Raw genomic sequence first — 22,245 nt, 5'->3', positions numbered from 1 at the left:
TGTTTAGATACAACTTAAGATATATCTTTACGCCGGCGCAAGAGGTCCTGACCAACGGTGCAGATCAGATTCATCGAATCCGCAGGCGCAAAAACCGGAAAACGATCAAAAAAAACCGGTATTAAATCCCGCGGCAAAGGCGCAGTTTAGTGCTAACTCTCTAATGTCCTGTTTCGCCCTTTAATCTCGGGAAAGTGTGGTATCGGTCTTACGGAAGTTGCCGCAAAGTTCTGGCGCGTAGAGTCACATGGGTGGCGCGTTGTAGCCTGTCTCTTACAGTTGAACAGGAACTTCCCTGATTTTCGCGGTTTTTTCTCTCTCATCTAATGGCGCTCAGGCTACAAGGTCGCAGGACATTGCCTGCTTACTTTAAATATAAATTGGTTGACCATGCCTCGGCGTTGAAAGTTAACGGTGAGTCACTAACTGCTCGTGACTGTTGTGCTCATCTTGATCTTTCGATGAATCAACTAATTTATATAAGACAGGTATTCAATGATGCTCAAGAAACTCGCCTTTGCCGCCCCTCTGACCGTATTGGCCATGAGCGCCTCGATGGCGTTTGCCGCCACCGAAGCCAAGCACTCGATCAGCATCGTGGCGCACGTGCCGCCTGATGACTTCTACGCGGTGCCGGTGGATGCCGACCTGGTCAACAAGGATCAGGACATGAGCTACAACCCGTCCACCGATTCGATGCGCGAGGTCAACGGTCACTTCGACGTGCTGCACACCGCCGGCAAGGTTCACGCCCGTCTGGAAGGCGTGCCGAAGCTGATTGCCGGCAACAAAACCGTCGATCTGAAGGTCGAACTCAACGGCAAGACGCTGACCACCCTCTCTCAGGAAGTGGTCGGTGACACCGAGTCCAATACGCGCTATCGCGCACCCTTCAAGATCAGCGCTACCGGTGCCAAACCCGCCCCTGGCGACTACACCGGCGTGGTCATGCTGGTCGTGGAACCTTCGGTCTGAGGCATAACGGCAATACCTGACGTTACTTGTTCAAGTGGCGTAACCGGTCGGCAACTTGCAACTTTGAAGTTGTCCGGCCGGACTTTTACTTTCCGGTAATCAGAGTATTCGTTCATGTTTCCGATGACGCCCATCGCGGCTGCGCTTGCGTTGCTGACTTGCAGCGGCGTACTCGCGGCGCCCGCATCCGTTGATAATACGCCGCGAAGTTTGTTGGCCCAGGCCAAAGGGTTGCCGGCAGACTTTGAAGAGCACTTCTTTGATGTTCCATTGGCTGTTCGCGTAGAACTTGATCAGCAACCTCTTGGCGAGGCAATGATCGTCTTGTCGCGTGACGACCGCATTACCCTGCTCGACTTCACCGACACCAGTGACAGTCGCATCAGCGCCGCCGAGCGTGAAACCTGGGCGAGCATCCTCAAACCCGGGATCGCCCTGGGAAGTTGCAGCGGCCAATGCCCGGAGCAACTGCTGGCGGTGCACTACAACCTCGAAAGCTCGCTGCTGTCGATCGTCACGGAAAACGCCGAGCGTGATTTGCAGGCGCAACGTTTCCATGAGCAGCCGGAGGGCGGCAGCAGCGGTCTGATGCTGCGCAATCAGCTCAACCTCAACGGTGGCCAGGATCAGGATATGGGTGGCCGTTTCGGTCTGGAAGCCAGTGCCAGCCTCGGCAACTGGAGCCAGTCCTTCAACATGCAGCTGGCGCGCCTCGGCGGGCCGGACACCCAGACCTATCACGCGGTACACGAGCTCTACACCCAGCGCGAACTGCAGGGCAGTTTTTTCCGACTGGGCTATTTCACCCCCAATTCCGAAGGCCTGACCCGCCAGCCACGGTCGTTCGGCACCAGCCCCGACACGGCGGTGGGCGTGATGTACGGCAGCTCCGACAGCCTCGCTGTCGACAGCCCGCGCCCCAGCGTGTACCCGATTTTCGTCACGGCCAATCGTCAGGCGTCGGTGGAGATCTATCGCGATGGCCTGCTGATCAACACCCAGTCAGTCACTGCCGGCCTGCAGACCCTCGACACCCGGCCATTGCCCGGCGGCATCTACGAGGTCGAAGTGCGTCTGATCGAAGACGGCCAGACCACCTCGACCACCCAGGAACTGGTGTACAAACCGGTGAACTGGCGCAACCTCGACGAGCGCTGGCGCTACAACCTGTTCGCCGGGCAGGAAAGCAAATTGCTCAGCAACTGGGACGAACAGGACAGCGGTGAATTCACCGCCGGCGCCGCGCTCAACTACCTGCTGCACCCGCGAGTGATCCTCGGGTTGTCGGCACGTCAGGTGCGCGACACCTTGCAGTACGGCACCTCGATCGACTGGAGCCTGGCCGACAGCGTCAGTTTTTTCGCCAACCTCTATCAGACCGAGGATCACGGCACCGGCGCCGATGTGCAGGGCCTGTACAACTACGGCGCCGGCAGCCTGGTGATCAGCCACAACCGCAGTTGGCTCGACACCCGCAACAGTTACGACACGCTGCCCGACGGCACCCGCGTGCGTCAGCGCAATGTGTTCATCGGCGAAACCAGCAATTCGTCGCTGGCGATCAACCATCGCCTCAGCCGTAAGAATTCCTTGAGCGCACGGGTTTCGCACAGCGAAGGCAACGTCGAAGGCGTGGGCATGGACCTTGGCTGGAGCCAACGCACCGAGCTGTTCGGCAGTGATGCCAACTGGCGGTTGTCGCTGTTCGATCGGCCGGGCAGCTACAGCAGTGGCGATGCACGCAATCGCGGGGTCGACCTGAGCATCAGCATGGCGCTGGGCGGTCCCGGCCAGCAGGTCTCGGGCAGCATCGGCAGCCGCACGGCACGCGACGGCGGGCGCGACAACAATGCCTCGCTCGGCTATCGCAAGGACTGGCAGGACCACGTGCTGCAAAGCGTTTCGCTCACGGCGCTGAGCGATACCTACGGCGTCGGTCTGGCCAGCCTGGCCAACTTCCGAACCGACTGGATCAATGGCGACGGCTTCCTGCAGCGCTCGTCCTATAACGGCAACTTCACCGGTGGCGTGAACCTCGACAGCAGCGTGATCGTCGGCGCTCAGCGGCTGGTGCTGACCAGTCAGCATCAGGGCCGCGGCGCCGGGATGATCGTCGATGTCGAGTCGGATATCACCGACGTCGCCCTGCGCGCCGACGACCTCAGTGGCGGCAGCGCGGCGCTGCGCCCGGGGCGCAATTTCATCCCGCTCACGGCGTATCGCAACAGCTCGGTGAGCTTCGATTTCGAAGGCAATCACGTCCCGGCGGCCAGCATCGAGCCGGCCCGTACCCGCTATCACCTGAACAAGGGCGGCGTGGAGTACCGCAAGGTCCGCGTGATGCAAACCGTCACCGTGCTCGGGCGCTTGCTCGATCCGCAGGGCCGGCCGCTCAAGGGCCACCACGTGATCAATCACGCCAGCCGTGGGGTCAGCGAAGTCGACGGGTTTTTCTCGATGGAAATGCACGCCGGCGCACCGACGCTCGAAGTGCGCTACGCCGATCAATTGCTTTGCCGGTTCCGGCTCGATATCGACAGCCACCGCCGTGAAAACAACGTGCTGATGATCGGTGATTTGCGCTGTTCGCCGGACACGTTGCCGAGGCCGGTTTCAGCGCAGAGCAATCAGGATGAAAAACTCACCACACAAGATCTCGAGGACTGGATCAGTGATGCATATGACAGGAGCCTGGAGCTCGGTAAAACGTGTCTTAGTCATGTCGGGGGTGTTGATGATGACGTTGTCTTCATCCGCCGAAGCGGTTACTCAAGAAATCCGCGCAGTGTTCAAGCCCAACCCCGCTAACCCTCAATTCAACCGGTTCGAGAACAGAACCCCGGTCACTGGCTTTTGTCTTGATAACCCGCCGCAATGCCGGGCGGAGAGTCTGTTCAGTCTGCGTTTGCCCATTCAGTCCCATGCGAATGCGACCATTCAGGGCGGCCACAGCCTCGAGAGACAGGGCGCGATGTTCAACATTCCGTCGCAATGGCAAACCATCACCGTCACTCACCCGACAGCCCCGCCTCAGGTGGTCAGGTTTCGTGTCGCGGGAATGGGCGTCGCATACAAGCTGCCACTGCCTGCGCCAGAACTCACCAACGGCTTGGGGCACAGTTTTCTTTTTGAAAACGGAACCTGGAGCTTCGCCGGCCCGCCCTGTACTGGCTTGATGGGAGCGGGCAACAACATCGGCTTCAACAGTTTCTGGCGGCATCCGATCGACGCAGGCACCTGCTCGAAGAAAGCGATGTTCAATATTCCCCAACCCTTCAAATATGAAACCTTCGATATCACCTACGAGCTGGTAACGCCCGATCCGTTGGCGATGGTTGAGGGGCAATACACCGGACAGCACGTGTTTCGGATCGGACCCAATCAGGACTTTGACCTGGGGGATGTCATGGTTCCGACTGACGACATCATCGTTCTGGACTTTCGCCTCGACGTTGAACATGAGCTCAAGGTCGATATCCCGCCTGGCGGTGAAAAAGTCCGCCTGGTGCCCGCCGGTGGCTGGCAGGGCTGGCTGCAGGCCGGGCGGCGGCCGGTGAGCCTGTTCCGTGACCAGACGTTCACTATCTCGGCCTCGTCGCGGTTCAAGATGCAAATGATGTGCGGGCCCGGATTGAATGGTGAGTGCGCCATCGAGGATGCCGAGACCAATCGCCGGGCCGAGATGTTCGTCAGTGTCAGTCTGCCCAATGGCCTCACCGACCTGTCCGGCCAACCGGTAAAACGCTTGCGCCTGAAATCGGGGGAGGAGAACGCGCTGTATTTCAAACCCGGGTTCTATGTGGATCGGGCTCCCGGCGTCCTGCATTTCGAAGTGCCGCCCCATTCGATGGCCAACATGCTGCGCCCCGGCGAGAGCGGCAGCTACAGGGGCACGGTGATTGTGATCTGGGATTCGGATATCTGATGGGCCGCCTATCGAAGCGCCACGTCGGCAGTGTGTTCAATGACCAAGGAATCAAAGTGATGAAACGTTTGTTGTTATCAATCGGTTTGAGCGGGTTGTCCTTCGCTCTGCAGGCCGCTCCACAGATCAATGTCGGGACGGTGTACGACTATCTCGAGGGTGACAAGAGCACCTACCTCAAGCGCGTATTCAACAGCGGTGACAGCACCGCGTTCGTCAAGGTCAACATCCTCGAAATCATCTACGACGCCGACGGCAAATCGCGGGAGATCGAAGTCAGGAATCAGGCGGACATGAGCAGCCGTGACGGCCTGATGGCCAGCCCGGCGCGGTTGATCGTCCCGGCCAATGGCATGCAGGGCACGCGCCTGGTGTTGCTGGGCGAGCGCGACCGGGAGCGCTATTTCCGCGTGCGCTTCATCCCCGTGGTCCCGGAAAAAGAAGACGAGTTCGCGGTGTCCGCCGAGGAGCGCGAACAGTACAAAAACACCTTGTCAGCCGGGGTCAACGTCATGACCGGTTTCGGTACGGTGTTCTTCGTACGCCCGAAAGACAGCCGTTTCGACAGCGTGATCGAAGACACCCCGACCACCTATCGCGTGCGCAATAACGGCAACACCGTGGTCGTGGTCGACGAGTTTCGCAACTGCGCACTGACGGATGAAACCGCCTGCGAACCGACCACCAAGCACCACGTGCGCGCGGGCAACAGTTTCGAGTTCGAGAAAAAGCCCGGGCGCGAATACCGCTTCATTCTGGTGGAAGGCGCCAGCAAGAAAACCTTGCGCGTTGCCGGCCGCTAATCACGGGATGACCTGAGATGATCAAACAATCGTTCATGGCCGTGAGCGCGGGCCTGCTGACGCTGTTCAGCAGCACGTTGTTCGCGGCGCGCGAAGAGCACCGCTTCGAGGTGTCGGTGGACATCCCGACGCTGGGTTTTTACGTCATACCGGCCGAGACGGACTGGATTCATCGGGCGCAGATTCTGCCGTGGAATGTCAGCAGCAAAAGCCTCGGTGGATTGCGCAAACACTTCGACGTGCGGCACGACACCAGTGCCATCGAGGCCCGGCTGGACAGCCAGGCGTACCTGTCCAATGGCCGCGCCGAACAGAACATTTATCTGCGCGTCAGCTTCGCCGATACCGAACTCAGTCACGAGTCGCCGCGCCAGGTGGTCTCGGCGGAGCAGGCCCGGGCCGGCGGGCGCTATGTGCTGGAGATCCAGCCGATCGTGCCCGCCGGTGGCTACAAACCGGGGAGTTATTACGGCAACGTACAGCTGATTTTCAATGCCGCTGCGCCCTGAATCCACGGGCCTGTCCGCTCTCCAGTGGGCAGGCCGTGGAAGTTTACGCCGGCATCAAAGCCCGGCGCGTCGCAGTGCCTCACGGGTCAGACGGCGTGCCAGTTCTTTTTCGTCATCGGCCAGATCAACCAGCAAACGATCGAACACCGCGTCGCTGATCGGCGCTTCGTCGAACACCACCGTCGGGGGGACGGGGAGGTCCTGCATCAGGTCCAGGAGCTGTTCGCGCAAGGCCTTACGTTGCTCGGTCTGGGTCGACTCGCTCCACTGCCGCTGCACTTCGCGCAGCGATTCGAGCTTGTCATAGTTGGCCTGGAAGCGACGCTTGTTGCTTTCCAGACGTGTCGGATACTTTTCTTCCAGGTACTGCGTCCAGAAGTCGAGTTCGAGCATCGCGTTCACCAGACCGTCGCCTTCGCCCAGCGCCAGCACGGTGCCATAGGCCTGATCGATCATCGCGTCACTGACGCCGGACACCTGTCGATACAGCATGCCTTCGGACTGCCACGGCAAGCCGAGGCGTTTCGCCAGGCCGGTCTGATAGGCCAGATAGATTTCCACATCGTCCGGGTTGCCGCCGCGGCTGGCGACGTCGGCCCGGGCGATCTCGTTGACATGCTCAAGACGTGCCGCGCCCTTGGCCAGCGTCACCAGTTTCAGCTCCAGCTCCTTCGGGTCGACCGAATAGGCATGGGCCTCGTAGGCGAGCACGTTGATGCCCATGTGATTGAACAACTGCGCACCGGCATCGGCGCAGTCCACCGGTGCGACCACCATGGTGAACAGTTTTTCCCGCAGGCGGCTGTCGACGTGTACCGCGTCGAGCATGCGCCAGACGCGCTGCATCAGTTGCGCGCGCGCGGCGCCATCGGCCCGGTAGTCGGCGAAGTCACGCACGCTGAGCAGCGTCGCCATGAATGGCTGTGCGGCGGGCTCCTCCACCAGTTCCGCCCATGGGGTTTCGCGGTCGACGCCCCAGCCGGGGACATCGCTCCAATAGTCGGCGCCATAGTTGGAGACGATCGCCGTGTTCTGCCCCGGGGCCGGGGACAGCAACGGCTCCTCAGGCAAAGTCATTGCCCGGCGATGGGCCTGATAGCGCAGGCGGTTGATGTCGGACAGGGCCACCACGTCCAGACGCGTGCGGGCCACCAGCCACTGCGCATCGGAGCCCGTCGGAGCTTCGGGGATCTGCGTCAGCGGGTTGCCGCGCAAATCGAGCAGCAACGCCCGGGGGCGCGGCCTGGCCAGAATGCCTTCGGGCCAGGTCGTCAGCCCGGTGTTTTTCAGCACGACCACCTTCAGACGCGGCATGCGTGAGAGATCGGGTGACAGGCCCAACGGGTTGTCGTCCATTTTCAGCACTTCGAGGTAGCTCAGGCTGCGCAACCGTTCGACCGCGACCGGATCGAGCACGATGTGGTTGTTGCTCAGACGCAGCCGTTCGAGACGCCGCAGTGTGGTGCCGATGCGCTCCGGCAAACGGGTCAGCTCGCAGTATTTGGCGCTGAGTTCGACCAGGTTCGGAAAGTCCTTGAGCAAGCCGTCGGGGTTGGTGGAAAACCGCGTGTTGTCGAGTTTCAGCACCGTGACCTTATCGAGGAATTTTTTCAGCCCCGGACGCTTCGCCCACCAGACTTCCAGATCCACGGAGAGCAGTTCCCGGGACAGATCGAGGGCAAAGGACGAGGGATCGGCACGATTGCCCAGGTCCGGGTTCTTGCGTTCGAAGCAGTCCAGCAGACTGTCGTAGATATGCAGCCCGCCACCGTCGCGAAAGCCCTGGCTGCCCGGTCCCCAGCTGTCCGGTTGCTGATAGCGCCAGCGATGGACGATGGCCCGCAGCTCATCGAGATCGTTTTCATGGGTTGCGATGGCCTTGAGCGGCTCGCCCTGTGCGGTGAGCGCGTCGGCAAACGCATTGACCTCGCCCGGGCTGAAGTGCGGATGCAGGTCCTGAATGCGTTCCTGCAGAGTCGCCGCGTTCCTGCTCAGGGCCGGGCCGCGCAGCAGAAACAGCGTGGCGTGTTCAGCGACCGGGCGGATCGGCGGGGTGGCCAGCAGCGTGCGGCGTTCCTCGGGAGGCAGGGTCTTGTCGATGACCCATTGCCGGAACTGCTCGACGTCGTGGGTGCGCATGCCCAGGGCATTGCCACCCTCATGGTCGATGGCCTGCGCCATCGCTTCATACAGACCGCTCGGGGCGTGGATCGGCTGGTCGGCGCCATCGCGCACCTGATAACGATCAGCAGCGATCCGCACCAGTACGCGCACCCGTTCGACGGACGCGGCACCGGCCTCGCACCGCAACGGGCCATCGAAGCTGCCCTCGCGGATTTCCACGCGCAATGCGCCGAAGGTATCGCTGTAGTGCCGCAGTGCACCGAGGATCAGCCGTTCGCTGTCGATGTTGCTCAGGGCTTCGCTCTGCAAGCCCTGAGCGGCACGGACCGATTGCAACTCGAATTGCACCTCGCGCGCCAGCGTGCGCAGGCGCAATGGCAGGCGCCGCTGGGCCACGATCGCCTGCGACTCCATCGGCGTGGCCTGGGCCACCACGCGTTCGGCGAGGGTCGAGGTCAACTGCGGGCAGTCCACCAGCAACTGACGGGCTGCCGGCGAAAGCGCAGTGGCTGAAGCCTGCGGCGGTGTGGCAGCGAGGCGATCGAGGGTGTCGCTGAGCAGGGGCGGCGGCTCAGTGTTGTCCACGTGCATACGCCGCAGCAGATTATCGTCGGTGCCAGTGAGCAGGCGCATGTGCTCCAGTTGGGCGCTGCTGAAACCCTCGGTGCGATGGCCGATGCGGCGCATCAGCAGGGTTCCCTCCCACTGGCGCGGGTTCTCCGTTTCACAGACCCAGGCGCCGTCGCTGTTGTGTGTCAGGCTCGGTGCATAAGCTTCGGGCCGTTGCGGATGACGGATGCGATGCGCGCCGGTGACCGGGTCCTTCGCCACTTCGAACAGTTGCCCATCCAACTTCAGTAACTGTTTGTCCCCCACTGCATGCAGGCCCTGCGCATCCGCTTGGCTGTGCGCGGGCAGTGTCTGCTCCGGCAAGTGATAGGGCGTCAGGTCCGGGCTCCACAGGCGCGTGCGGCCATCCGCCGATTGCACCGGTTTCATCTCCTGGACAAACGCCGACAACTTGACCCGGAAGGTCTGACCAATGGCCGTGCCCGCGGCAAAGGCGCCGAACTGGACGATGTTTTCCAGCACGCCAATCGCCTGTTCACCGGCCTCGGCCTTACGTCCTTCGGCCAGATCCACCAGGCATTCGAATGTGCTGTCGAGCAGTTGGTACATCGTGTAGCCGAGCATCAACTGGCCGAGGAACGGCATAAACGGCGTCACCACCAGCAACGCGACGTTGAGGATGTCCGAGAGCATTTTTTCCAGGTTGTCCCACCAGGCCCAACGGGCCATGCGGTCTGCATACGCCGTGGAAATCGCGATCTCGGCAGCATCATTGAGGATCTTGTTGAGCTTCTGGCGATAGAGATACCCCCACAGATCACCGTTGAAGCGGGTCTCGCGGTCGTCGCGGATGTTGCTCAGGCGAAACCGCAGATTGGGGTTGTCCACCGGCGTTTCGCGCCAGGTTGGCATATTGGCTTCGGCCTGTACCGGCTGCCATCTGACCTGCGCCAGACGGTCATTGAGCTGCGCGAAAAAATGCCCGCGCTGCTGCTGACCGACAAACTGGCTGAAGAATTTCTGGTAGCTCTCAGAGGATGTGCTGTCGCGCAATTGCCGGGTCAGTTCGGTCATCAGCGCGAGTGACGAGGGGTATTGCTTGAGCGGGTGTTCCGGGTCGTGGGGGACATAGGCGATGAGTGGCACCGGCGCGCGGGCACCGAGTAGATCCGGGGCGATCAGGACGATGCCGGTCAGCGTGGTGTCCATCATCGTCAGGTTGTAGTAACTGACGGTCCGGCCTTTCCATCGCAAATTACGGCGGTCGTCGAGCATGCCTTGCACGACGTCATAGGCGTCCGCGTCGATGTGTTTTTTCGCCAGAGCCATGCGTGCGGCGAGGTGCAGTGCGCTCTTCTGGCTGAGCCCGACCTTGTGCCGCAGAACCTGGCGTGCGACGCCATCGCCGGGCAACAGGAAAGCGTTCAGGTGTTGCTGGTAGCGCGCGCCGAGGTCGAGTTCACGGCACAGCGTTTTGAACTGTTCGATGCGCATTTTGTGCTTGAGCGGTTTGACCGTGAAGTGGCCATTGGCATCCGGGCGGCTGATGAATTCCGAGTCCTCGCTGAACACCTCGCCGCTGGGAAAGTTATGCAGCGCGGCATCCAGCAGCGAGACCGTGCGGCTGTTGGTGGCGCCGGCGAAATCATGCACCCACCAGGAGGTGTTCACCGGGGCGTAGAGGCGCAGCCAGGTCTGTTCGACATCGTCCTCGACACCGAAGCGCGCCGTCAGTGCCTGTTGCAGCAGCGGTTTGGCAAAGGCGTAGACGTCTTGCAGATTGTTCAGGGCCTGGTCGACTTTGTTCTGAGCCTTCCAGGCCCTCTGCAGTGCCTGTTGCAAGTGCTGATGATCGGCGGGCGCGATGTCGCGATGCCAAGGCTCGATGCCCGGTTTGAGGGTTTTAAGCTGGTTGACGCGCGCGACACTGGTCTCGCGCAGCCACGCCGGCAGGGCCTTGGCGATCACCTCATGGTGAACGCCGGGAGCGGCGGGCGTGCGGGGCAATTCGGACTGAGGTCCTTGCAGGGGCTGGATGGGCATGGCGCTGATCGTCCTTGATCGAAATGGAACGATCAGACTAGGCAACGACCGCTGTCGAAAAAAGCGCAAATACCCGCTCTGAATGGCGTAGGTCTGGCGCGGACACTTCGAAAAATGAACGCTGAAAAATACACTGTTACCGCACCGGCTCTGTGCCGATATGCCTTAGCGCGCCGCAGTGACCTGCGGTGCCTGGCACATCGTGTGCGTGCCCGGTTGCAGGTACGGCGAGAGGATCGGCGCCATGCCCTTGAGCACCTGTACCGGAAGCGCCGAGGTGAACTTGAAGTTCTCCGCCGAGCGACCGGGGACGAACGCAGTCAGCGTGCCGAAATGGTTGTTGCCGATGTAGAACACGAAGGTCGCGGTGCGGTTGATCGACTTCGAACTGAGAATCCGCCCGCCAGAGCCGATGGCTTCGATGCGGTTGTCGCCGGTGCCGGTCTTGCCACCCATGACCAGTGGCGTGCCGTCGGCGGTTTTGAAACTGCCGGACACCCGTTTCGCCGTGCCCGAGTCCACCACTTGCGACAACGCCTCGCGCATCGCCGTGGCGACCTCCGATGGCATCACCCGTTTGCCCACGTGTGGGTCGTTGGTCAGGCGCGTTTCATACGGTGTGCCGGCGGCAAAGTGCAGGCTGTCGATGCGCAGGCTCGGCATGCGTACGCCGTCGTTGAGGATGGTGCCGATCAGCTCGGCCAGCGCGGCAGGGCGGTCGCCAGAGCTGCCGATGGCGGTGGCCAGCGACGGCACCAGATGGTCGAACGGATAGCCGACTTTCTGCCAGCGCTGGTGAATCTCCAGGAACGCTTCGATCTCGAGCATGGTGCGAATGCGACTGTCGCGGGCGCCCTTGTGCTTGCTCTTGAACAACCAGCTGTAGACTTCCTGACGCTCGAACTGACTGGCCTTGACGATCTCGCTGAAGGTGGCGTCCGGGTGGTTCAGCAGGTAGCCCATCAGCCACAGATCGAGCGGGTGAACCTTGGCGATGAAGCCCTGATCCGGCAGGTCATAGCTGCCCGGGCCATAGGCGTCATACAGTCGGATGAGGCGGTCATCGGTGAGTTTTTCGGTGAGCTTGGCGCCCTTGAGGTGCGAACGCACGAAGCTGTTGAAATCTTCCTGACTGGCGTTGGGCAGCAGATAGCGGTGCACGGCGGCCATGCGGATCGGCGTCGGGCGCATACTGTCGAGGAAGGTATCGAGGCGCGCCGGGGTGTCCTTGTTCTTGTACTTCTTCCAGAACTTGAGCAGGAACGAAGTGCCTTCGCGGTCGGCGAAACTGGCCAGGTATTCCTGACGGCGCGGATCGCGGTCATCCTTGAGCAACTCCGCACTGCTGTTGGGGCCGGAGTAGGTGACATAGCGCACCACGTCACGCATCAGGCGAATGAACGGCAGGTTGATCGACTCGCGCAGGGCATCGCGCAAGCTCGGCATACGGCCGTTGTCTTCGTTGCGGAAGTTGTGGAACACATGCAGGCCGCCACCGGTGAAGAACGCCTCGCCGGGGCTGGCCGAATATTTGCGGTCGAGCGCGGCGCCGAGCATTTTCGACAGGTCGTGGTCCTTGTTCTGGATCAGGTAGTCGATCACCCACTGGCTGAGGCGGTCCTGATCCGGCACCTCGACTTTCTTCAGCTCCGGCACCGTCATGGCGCCGTACTTGTCGTGCAGCTCGGAGATGATCTGCAGGTACGTGGTGAGCACGCGCATCTTCGCCGTCGAGCCGAGCTCCAGTTTGCTGCCTTCGTTGATGTCGAACGGCTGGTCGGTGCTGTCGGTCTGCACGCGCACTCGCGAGCCGTCCGGGGTCAGTTCGAACAGGGTGAAGCTGTAGCGCACCTGGGTGGTACTGGTGGGGGTGAGCAGGCGTTCGCCGATCAAACCGATCTGCCCGGCAAACGCGGGTTCGGCGAGTTTTTTCAGGTACTCGGTGGCTTGGGTCTGCAGATCGCCCTGCAAAGTGCTGGTGGCCGACAGGTCGAGGCGATCGAGGTCGTACAGTGGGCGATTGAGCATCGTTGCCAGACGGCTGCGAGCGACGCTGATGCCCTTGTTGGTTTCGATCGGCTGAATGGTCGGCTGGGTCTGCCAGTCGCGGTAAGTGACCTTGCTCGCCAGCGCGGCATCGGCCAGCGCGCTGTCGATCACGCCGTTCTGTTTGAGCAGGCGCAAGTGGCTGTCGGTGAGGTCGGCGAGTTCTTCACGGCCCTTGGTCAGGTAATGCGAAGGGCGGCGCTGGGCGATCATCAGCGAGAGCATTTCGCGCAGGGCCAGACCTTTGTCGGCCATGGTTTTCGGATCGGTGGCCGGGCTGTTCAATTGTTCATTGGCCTTGTTGAAATCGCTGCCGTACCAGACCCGCAAACCTTCGGCCATGCCGTGTACCTCGCCATGCCCCGGCACGGCGGAGAGCGGCACGCTGTTGAGGTAGTCGCGGATGATGTTCTGCCGTGCGCCGAGGGTTTCGGGGCCGGGTTGATAGGCGCGCACGCTGGCGGAGATCATCTGGCGGATCTTCTCGGCGCCAGACACCGTCAGGCCATCGGGCGAGTGCCGGTACTTTTCCAGCTGTGTCGCCAGGGTACTGCCACCCGCCGATTGCCCCGGCAGGTGCAGCAACTTCGCTACCTGAGACCACGCGGCCATGCCGAAACGCGGCCAGTCCACTGCCGGGTTGGCCAGCGGTTGTTTGGGGTCGAGCAGAAAGCGGTTTTCGATGAACAGCAAACTGCTGACCACCACCGGCGGAATCGCCGCAAAACTCGAGTACAGCTGCTGCGGGTACTTGTACTGATACAACGGCGCAGCGCGGCAATCGGTGATCGACAGCCCGGCCTGGATCTTTTCCGAATAGGGCACGAACAGGCCCTTGTCGGTGTAGCTGAGCAGCGCCGGAGAAAACCGTGTCTGCTCGGTGATCACATAGTCGCGCTTGAGCAGGCGCGGCAGGAATTCATCGAGGGAGCTGTAGCCCAGACGCAGATCGAACGGCCCGTTGCCCGGATAGCGGATCGCTTCGCTGGGGCCGGGTTCGAGCTGATATTTGAGCGAGGCGGCGTATTGGCTCAGCTCCCTGGACTGAAAGCGCGAGGTGCGCATTTCCTTGTTCGCGGCCAGACCCACCACAACCGCGATAATCAGCAGCAATAACCAGAACGCCTTCCAGCCATGCCGGTTGCGGCGTTTTTTTGGGGGGATAGGCGCTTCATCCACACGTTCAGTCGGAACCACGGCTTTACTCGAATCGGTTTGCCACAAAGCGCCCATAGTCGATTGATCCATTCACGCAGATTGATCGGACTTGACTGAAGCTTAGACGGTGGTTGGTGATGGGGAAAAAAAAGTGCGGGGTTTGAGTGGGGTGGTTTCTGAAGAAAACTGTACCTGTGGCGAGGGAGCTTTAGAGCCAGCAGGCGTCCCAGAGCGGGTAGTCGCCTATCCGCTCCACCAATCCGGCCCGCAGGGGATTGGCGATGATGTAACGGGCAAAGGGTTTCAAGTCTTCTCCATCACGGATGGCTCGGTCGTGATAGCCGGTTTGCCAAAACGCGCCTTTTCGGTTCAGGGCGCGATTGATCGACAATGTGCTGCGGGATTTCACTGCCTGCATCAGGCCTTCCATATGCATTTCCTCCAGTTGGACCAGCCAGTGGAAGTGATCAGGCATCACCACCCAGGCAATCGAGTCCACCCATCGTTGGTCATGAGCTCGCCTGAGTTCCGCTACCAGTAAACGACCCACCTGCCAATCGCTGAATATCCTGCGGCGCTGATACACCACGGCGGTAATCAGATAAGCACGTCCGTATTCCGAACAGCGCCCACGGCGAAGCCGATGTGAATGTAGGTGTTTACGCATTCCGTGCGTCCTTTGCGAATTCAATCCTGATTCACGCTAGTCGCCTCGTTCAAGGCTTGGGTCTGCGATGGCTGTACGAAGTTTCCGAAAACATCCAGATGTTGCGCCTTCTGTGGCGAGGGAGCTTGCTCCCGCTGGGTTGCGTAGCAGCCCCCAATCCCTGTAATCGCGATCTTTCTGAAAAACCGCGTACGCAGGTTTTACGACTGCTTCGCAGCCGAGCGGGAGCAAGCTCCCTCGCCACAGGGGGCTAGACCGTCAAGTTCATCGAAACAGCCTGAATAGAGCCATCCCCCTGTGCAATACCACCAAAGCAGGTACATGACGATGCACCAACGCTGTGCAATACTCGCCGGCCTTTTTGGTGGCGACTATTCCTACGTGAAGCAGTTAATGCCTCTCCGTAAACCGGCTTTGCGCCGAGAGTTCCCGCTGAATGTTGTTGCTTATAGAGTGAAAAGCCCTGTCACAAGCTTTTTATACTGCACGCCCCGCTGATCTTGCAGGTCGGGACCTGCGAGACGTGTCTGCCCACGAGGTGGATGCGGTTTCGGGAAGATGAGGCCTATCGGCCGACGCTTCGCCACTCGGTGGTCATATCCAATAACAAGACGAGGTTGTATCCCTATGCCAGTCGGCAATCACCTGCCCCATGGCGAGACCGCTCACGGCGGCCCGCTCAAACGCGAACTCGGTGAACGGCATATCCGCCTGATGGCGCTCGGCGCCTGTATCGGCGTCGGCCTGTTCCTGGGTTCGGCCAAGGCCATTGAAATGGCCGGTCCGGCGATCATGCTGTCGTACATTCTCGGCGGCCTGGCGATCCTGGTGATCATGCGCGCCCTCGGCGAAATGGCCGTGCACAACCCGGTGGCCGGTTCGTTCAGCCGCTACGCCCAGGACTACCTCGGCCCGCTGGCGGGCTTTCTCACCGGCTGGAACTACTGGTTCCTGTGGCTGGTGACCTGCGTCGCGGAAATCACCGCCGTCGCCGTGTACATGGGCATCTGGTTCCCCGATGTACCGCGCTGGATCTGGGCCCTCGCGGCGCTGGTCAGCATGGGTTCGATCAACCTGATCGCGGTAAAAGCCTTCGGTGAATTCGAGTTCTGGTTCGCCCTGATCAAGATCGTCACCATCATCGCCATGGTGATTGGCGGTATCGGCGTGATCGCCTTCGGTTTCGGCAACGAGGGCGTGGCGCTGGGGATTTCCAATCTGTGGGCCCACGGCGGCTTCATGCCCAACGGCGTGACCGGTGTGCTGATGTCCCTGCAAATGGTCATGTTCGCCTACCTCGGTGTCGAGATGATCGGCCTCACCGCCGGTGAAGCGAAGAACCCGCAGAAAACCATTCCCGATGCGATCGGCTCGGTGTTCTGGCGCATTCTGCTGTTCTACGTCGGCGCACTGTTCGTGATCCTGTCGATCTACCCGTGGAACGAAATCGGCACCCAGGGCAGCCCGTTCGTGATGACCTTCGAACGTCTGGGGATCAAGACCGCCGCCGGCATCATCAACTTCGTGGTGATCACCGCGGCACTGTCGTCGTGCAACGGCGGCATCTTCAGCACCGGGCGCATGCTCTACAGTCTGGCGCAGAACGGCCAGGCCCCGGCCGGTTTCGCCAAGACCTCCAACGGCGTGCCACGTCGGGCGTTGCTGCTGTCGATTTTCGCGCTGCTGATCGGCGTGCTGCTCAACTACCTGGTGCCGGAGAAAGTCTTCGTCTGGGTGACCTCGATTGCGACCTTCGGCGCGATCTGGACCTGGGTGATGATCCTGCTGGCCCAACTGAAATTCCGCAAAGGCCTGAGTGCCAGCGAACGGGCCGGCCTGAAATACAAGATGTGGCTGTACCCGGTCAGCTCGTACTTTGCGCTGGCGTTCCTGGTGCTGGTGGTCGGTCTGATGGCGTACTTCCCGGACACTCGCGTGGCGCTGTATGTGGGGCCGGCGTTCCTGGTGCTGCTGACGGTGTTGTTCTACGTGTTCAAGTTGCAGCCGACCGGTGAAGCGCAAGGCGCGGTGCGTTCGGCCAGTTGATGTAGCGCGATAGCAAAAGCAAAAGATCGCAGCCTGCGGCAGCTCCTACACGGGATATGTATTCACCCTGTAGGAGCTGCCGCAGGCTGAGATCTTTTGCCGTTTTACCGCCGGTCTGAAAGAGCGATACAAACCCCGCATCCAAGGCTCAAACCTGTATCACTTTGCAATTCCGCGCGGCAGTGAACCGAGGCGCAGACATGAGGGCGAGCGCATTTCTCGAACGAGAGCTCAGTCACCGGCAAGCCCTGCTGTTCTTCCTGCTCGCCACCGCGTTGTACGTCCTGCCACTGATCCTCGCCGACTTCTCCTATATCGACGACAACTGGCGCACGCTGGCCGCCGGCAATGCCTGGGCCGGGCAGGGGCGGTTGTTTGCCGACTGGTTTTATCAGGCGCTGACATTCACGGGTTCCGCGCCGAACATCTATCCGTTACCCCTGTTGCTCGCCACCCTTGCCATGTCGCTGGCGCTGACCCGCCTGACCTTTCACTACTTCGCCGAACCGACGCTGGCCTGTTGTCTGGTGCCGTTACCGCTCTGGTACAACCCGTTCCTGTTGCAGAACCTGTCTTATCAATACGACGGCCCGATCATGGCCCTGAGCATGGTTGCGGTGATCTACGCCATCACGTTCGAAGGTTCATCGCGGGTGCAGCGCTGGCTGGTGCCGGCGGCGTTGCTAGCGCTGGCGATCGGTCTTTATCAGATCAGCTTCAATGTGTTTCTCGGTCTGTGTTGCGTGGAACTGCTCAGGGCCGTCCACCAGCAGACCCGCTGGCCGGACACCTTGCGCATGCTGGGCTGGAAACTCGCACAAGCGGTTTTGGGCATCCTGATCTACAGCGTCACCGCTTACCCGTTCATGGATACATTACGAAAAACGGATCTGCTGAACGGAGGCGCCCAACCGCTGCTGCAGATTGGCGTCAACTTCGCGCGGGTCCTGGAGAAAGTCGCGCTGTTGTTTCACGGCGGCTACCTGTGGGTTTTCGCTGCGCTGGTGTTGTGTGCGCTCGCCGGCTGCGTGCGGCTGGTTCAGCGTCGTCAGCCTCGTTGGCAAAGCTTGCTGCCGGGCTTGCTGACGCTGCCCGTTCTGGCCTTGCTGGTGCCGGGGATCACCCTGCTGTTCCGGGATTTCAATGAAGGCGCGCGGACCCTGATGGGGTTCGGCGTGTTGCTGTCGGGATTGTTCTATCTGGCGCACGTTGCGCTGGCATCCGGGCACCGTCGCTTGCCGTTGCTGCTGATCATCCCGCTGCTGGCGACACTCTCGCTGTCCTTCGCGTACGGCCGGGTGCTGAGCCTGCAGAAAACCTTCTCCAACAGTGCGCTGTACAGCCTGAGCCACGACATCGCCGAACATCGCGAGCTGCGTGAAGCCAAGCGCATCTACCTCTCGGTGAGCTACTCCGATCGCTGGCTGGCCAGTGCGGCCGGTTCATTCAAACGGCTACCGGTGCTGCCCTATCTGCTCAACGTCGATTACTTCGTGCTTGCGGAAAATCTGCCGGCAGCGGGCATCACCAACGTGGTCGCCGAACGCGAACGGCGCAACGCCACCCGCGTCGGCTACCAGGGTTTTCCAGCGCTGGTGGACAGCCTGTATTACCGGATTTACCTGATCGGTGATTACGGCTTCATCGTCATGAAGGAACCGCCCCACGGCAGATTGTTGCTGTGGTGAATGAGCGACCGTTCATCTGATTATGGCCACTACCTGTAATTTCTGACAGTAGACCGTTCAAGCGCCTTGCCCTAGCTTCGAAAGTCCCCCGGACGAAGCCATGGCAAGGAACCGTAATGAAAGGATTTCCTGCGCTGACAGTGATTGGAATTGCCGATGCCCTGATCCACTGGCAGATTTTTTTCGTCCTGTGCAGCGCCGCCGGGCTGACCCAGGCAGCCAGCAACTTCGCTGCGTTCTGCGTGGCGGCGGCGTTCTCGTTTTACGTGAACATGCTCTACACCTTCGACAGCAAAACCCCGGTATTCGGCTACTTGCTGTTTATGGGGCTGATGGGGGGCGCAAGCTTTGGTATCGGCAGGATTGCCGATACGCGTGGCTGGGGTGGTCTGCTGACGGTAACGGTGTTTACCGCGTTGAACCTGATGTTGGGTTACGGCTTTTTCCGCTTTGTGCTGTTTCGTGGACAACGGACATGAAATCCTTGGTGGCCGTACCTTTTTTAAAAGATGCGAATGTTTCAGTACGGGTCGATCTGCTGGCTCTGGCGGCAGTTCTGATTATTGCGCTGTGCGTGCGGTTCTACTCCATTACAGTCCCCGCGATCTGGAATGACGAGGCCTACAGTCTGCTGCTGGCTCGAGAAACGCCGGCGCGCATCTGGGCGTTGACCGCTCTGGATGTGCATCCGCCGCTTTATTATGTGCTGCTGCATTATTGGGTGGCAGTGTGGGGAGAGTCTCCTTTGGCGGCTCGTGCATTCAGTGTGTTGGCCGATATCGGCACGTTGCTGCTTTGCATCAAGCTGATGAGTCTGATCTCGACACGCAGGGCCACCTGGATTGCTGCGGTACTGCTGGCGCTACTACCGATTTCAGTGCGTTACAGTCAAGAAGTACGGATGTACACATTGCTTGGATTCTGGCTGATGGCTGCAACCGTGGCATTGCTATGTTGGGCAAGACAGCCTGAGCAAAAACGCTTTGCGTTGATCTACGTTTTGCTGATGACTGCCGCGTTTTATACCCACTACTTCGCAGGATTGTGTGTGCTGGTGCATTGGCTGTTCTGGTGGCAGAGCCGGGCCACTCGCGACGGCGCGGCGATTTCAGCGCATTCATGGTTAGTTGCCAATATTGCGATCGTGTTTCTGTATTTGCCCTGGATTCCCCATTTCATCCAGCAGCTGGGTGGCACGGGCAGCTTCGACTGGATAAAACCTGTGACGTTGCAGGGAGCCTTGACGATTGTCTGGCAGTTCACCGTTCTCGGGGAGGCTGCTTCAATACCTCTGACGTGGCAACTGTTGCCGTGTGGGCTGATGTTGGTGTTTGCCGGAACAATCATCATCAGCAACCCCGGCAAACGTCACTTCAGTGTTTTGCTGGTCAGTTACTTCTTTGTTCCGCTGCTCGCACTGTATCTGGTTGCCTTGGCGCTTCCTTTTTTTGTACCCCGATACCTGGTGTTCTGCGCGCCGGCCCTCGCGCTGATTTCTGCGGCGGCGCTGGATATCTGGGGACGGCGTCGAATCATTCTGGCGAGCGCTACGTTGCTGTTATTGGTCATTATGCAAGTTCACGGTCTGACGATGGTGTACCGACAAACCGATGGATTAAACGGGACAGGCGCACGCAAGGACACAAGCTTCAGCTCATTGGTGACTCAGTTGAATCGGCTGGCGCATCCAGGAGACAAGATCGTGATCGCCAGTGCTTTCTGGTATCCGAGCTTCGCTTATTACAACACCACAGGTATTGATCCAAAGTTCGAGATCCGCACATCAATTGATGGATTCTTGCAGCTCACCCGTCAAGGCGTGTTTGGCCTGCTCAATGATCCAGTATTGAATGCCTATATCGATGGTGTGACGGTGCTTGATTGTGCAGGCCGAACAATCTGGTGGATTACCGATACGGTTTTGCCGAATGAACCACCGCGCTTTGCAAAAGGGAGGAGACCTTTGCAATCGTTGCAGGAGGGGAACGTTTCGTTGTATTCGTTTGCCTGCGACCGGAGTGCCGACCTCAACTGAAGCCAGCACTCCAGTTGCGCTTATGCAGCCACCACCTCGCTCGGCTCAAAACTGTCCGCCCGCGCCATCTGCCACATCCGCGAATAGAACTCGCCATTCACCTCGCCGGTGAGCAATTCCCCCGGTTTCAGAAACACATGCAACTGCGAAAACAGTTTGATCTCGGTCGCGGACATGCGTCGCACCAGGTGTTTGGCCGACAGTTGCGACGGATGCTCGAGGCCGGCGGCAGCGAGCATTTCTGCCAGCGCCTTGAGCGTGTTGCGGTGGAAGTTGTAGACGCGCTGGGCCTTGTCCGGGACGACCAGGGCGCGTTGGCGCAGAGCATCCTGGGTGGCGACGCCGGTCGGGCATTTGTTGGTGTGGCAGCTTTGCGACTGGATGCAGCCGATGGCGAACATGAAACCGCGCGCCGAGTTGGCCCAGTCGGCGCCGATGGCCAGGACGCTGGCGATGTCGAAGGCGCTGACGATCTTGCCGCTGGCGCCGAGTTTGATCTTGTCGCGCAGGTTCAGGCCGACCAGGGTGTTGTGCACGAACAGCAGGCCTTCGCGCATCGGCACGCCGATGTGGTCGGTGAATTCGACCGGTGCGGCACCGGTCCCGCCTTCCTTGCCGTCGACCACGATGAAGTCCGGAAGAATGCCGGTTTCCAGCATGGCCTTGGCGATGCCCATGAACTCCCACGGATGGCCGAGACAGAACTTGAAGCCCACCGGTTTGCCGCCGGACAGTTCACGCAATTGCTGGATGAAATGCATCATTTCGATCGGCGTGGAAAACGCGCTGTGGCGTGACGGCGAGATGCAGTCTTCGCCCATCTGGATACCACGGGTGTCGGCGATTTCCTGGGTGACCTTGTGTTTGGGCAGAATCCCGCCGTGGCCGGGTTTGGCGCCTTGGCTCATCTTGATTTCGATCATCCGCACCTGCGGATTCTGCGCCTGGGTGGCAAAGCGCTCCGGGTCGAATCGGCCATCGCTGGTGCGGCAGCCGAAGTAGCCGCTGCCCAGTTCCCAAGTCAGGTCGCCGCCGTGTTCGCGGTGATACGGGCTGATGCTGCCTTCGCCGGTGTCGTGGGCGAAGTTGCCGAGTTTGGCGCCCTGGTTCAACGCGCGGATGGCGTTGGCGCTGAGCGAGCCGAAGCTCATCGCCGAGATGTTGAACACCGACGCCGAGTAGGGCTGGGTGCACTGCGGGCCGCCGACGGTGACGCGGAAACTGTTGGGGTCGCTCAACGGTGCCGGGCGCATCGAGTGGCCAATGAATTCGAAGCCTGATTGATAGACGTCGATCAGCGTGCCGAAGGGTTTGTCGGCGCTTTCATTTTTCGCCCGCGAATACACCAGCGAGCGCTGGGCGCGGGAGAAGGGCAGGGCGTCGCTGTCGGATTCCAGCAGGTACTGACGAATTTCCGGGCGGATGCCTTCGACCAGATAGCGGATGTTGCCCAGGATCGGGTAGTTGCGGCGCACCGCGTGCGGGCTCTGCAGCAGGTCGAACACACCGAGCAGGCTCAACACACCGGTGACGGCGGTGATCGGCCACAGCCAGTCGTGTTCGAGAAAGGGCAGGCTGGCGAGGGTGAAAATCACGCAGACGGCAAAGAAGGCGTAGCGGCTCAGGAGTGACAGGCTCATACGGTTTCCTTGGTTC

The 22,245-nt window shown here is 60.5% G+C and carries 13 protein-coding genes; 9 read left to right on the top strand and 4 right to left on the bottom strand.

Annotated features, from left to right (window positions below; genetic code table 11):
• The first annotated feature begins 498 nt into the window (after positions 1-498).
• The 5 genes from ACVHNU_RS19275 to ACVHNU_RS19255 all read left to right on the top strand — a co-directional run bounded on the left by ACVHNU_RS19275 (position 499) and on the right by ACVHNU_RS19255 (position 6,212).
• The gene (locus tag ACVHNU_RS19275; RefSeq protein ID WP_177434765.1) at positions 499-975 is read left to right on the top strand and encodes a CS1 type fimbrial major subunit; all 477 of its coding nucleotides are present in this window, start codon (positions 499-501) and stop codon (positions 973-975) included.
• Positions 976-1,089: 114 nt separating this feature from the next.
• The gene (locus ACVHNU_RS19270; RefSeq protein ID WP_473018101.1) at positions 1,090-3,783 is read left to right on the top strand and encodes a CS1-pili formation C-terminal domain-containing protein; all 2,694 of its coding nucleotides are present in this window, start codon (positions 1,090-1,092) and stop codon (positions 3,781-3,783) included.
• Positions 3,710-4,900: a hypothetical protein gene (locus ACVHNU_RS19265; protein ID WP_473018100.1), complete on the top strand. Its 1,191-nt coding sequence runs from the start codon at positions 3,710-3,712 to the stop codon at positions 4,898-4,900. The genes ACVHNU_RS19270 and ACVHNU_RS19265 overlap by 74 nt, the downstream gene beginning before the upstream one ends.
• A gap of 59 nt (positions 4,901-4,959) precedes the next feature.
• On the top strand, positions 4,960-5,703 hold the full coding sequence (locus tag ACVHNU_RS19260) for a molecular chaperone (RefSeq protein ID WP_473018098.1): 744 nt from the start codon (positions 4,960-4,962) through the stop codon (positions 5,701-5,703).
• Positions 5,704-5,720: 17 nt separating this feature from the next.
• Positions 5,721-6,212 (top strand): CS1 type fimbrial major subunit, encoded by a 492-nt coding sequence (locus ACVHNU_RS19255; protein WP_003227816.1) that lies wholly within the window; start codon positions 5,721-5,723, stop codon positions 6,210-6,212.
• Positions 6,213-6,266: 54 nt separating this feature from the next.
• On the opposite strand, the gene ACVHNU_RS19250 is transcribed toward ACVHNU_RS19255, so the two are convergent.
• The 3 genes from ACVHNU_RS19250 to ACVHNU_RS19240 form a co-directional block, all read right to left on the bottom strand.
• Positions 6,267-10,949: an NEL-type E3 ubiquitin ligase domain-containing protein gene (locus ACVHNU_RS19250; protein WP_473018097.1), complete on the bottom strand. Its 4,683-nt coding sequence runs from the start codon at positions 10,947-10,949 to the stop codon at positions 6,267-6,269.
• Positions 10,950-11,114: 165 nt separating this feature from the next.
• On the bottom strand, positions 11,115-14,228 hold the full coding sequence (locus tag ACVHNU_RS19245) for a transglycosylase domain-containing protein (RefSeq protein WP_262142221.1): 3,114 nt from the start codon (positions 14,226-14,228) through the stop codon (positions 11,115-11,117).
• Between the two features lie 133 nt (positions 14,229-14,361).
• Entirely contained in the window at positions 14,362-14,820 is a 459-nt protein-coding gene (locus ACVHNU_RS19240; protein WP_473018096.1) for an REP-associated tyrosine transposase, read from the bottom strand.
• Positions 14,821-15,447: 627 nt separating this feature from the next.
• On the opposite strand from ACVHNU_RS19240, the gene ACVHNU_RS19235 reads away from it, so the two are divergent.
• From ACVHNU_RS19235 to ACVHNU_RS19220, 4 genes are all read left to right on the top strand, one after another.
• On the top strand, positions 15,448-16,866 hold the full coding sequence (locus ACVHNU_RS19235; protein WP_473018095.1) for an amino acid permease: 1,419 nt from the start codon (positions 15,448-15,450) through the stop codon (positions 16,864-16,866).
• 200 nt (positions 16,867-17,066) lie between these two features.
• Positions 17,067-18,554 (top strand): glucosyltransferase domain-containing protein, encoded by a 1,488-nt coding sequence (locus ACVHNU_RS19230; RefSeq protein WP_473018094.1) that lies wholly within the window; start codon positions 17,067-17,069, stop codon positions 18,552-18,554.
• Positions 18,555-18,670: 116 nt separating this feature from the next.
• The gene (locus ACVHNU_RS19225) at positions 18,671-19,033 is read left to right on the top strand and encodes a GtrA family protein (RefSeq protein WP_473018092.1); all 363 of its coding nucleotides are present in this window, start codon (positions 18,671-18,673) and stop codon (positions 19,031-19,033) included.
• On the top strand, positions 19,030-20,589 hold the full coding sequence (locus ACVHNU_RS19220) for a glycosyltransferase family 39 protein (RefSeq protein ID WP_473018091.1): 1,560 nt from the start codon (positions 19,030-19,032) through the stop codon (positions 20,587-20,589). Before ACVHNU_RS19225 ends, ACVHNU_RS19220 begins: the two co-directional genes overlap by 4 nt.
• Positions 20,590-20,609: 20 nt before the next feature.
• Here ACVHNU_RS19220 and ACVHNU_RS19215 read toward each other — a convergent pair whose 3' ends face one another.
• On the bottom strand, positions 20,610-22,229 hold the full coding sequence (locus tag ACVHNU_RS19215; RefSeq protein ID WP_103484894.1) for an FMN-binding glutamate synthase family protein: 1,620 nt from the start codon (positions 22,227-22,229) through the stop codon (positions 20,610-20,612).
• Between the last annotated feature and the right edge of the window lie 16 nt (positions 22,230-22,245).

The sequence above is a fragment of the Pseudomonas sp. Ors-4-3C genome (assembly GCF_055755035.1).
Note: the sequence above shows the minus strand (reverse complement) of the source record. Positions and strands in the feature narration are given on the sequence as shown.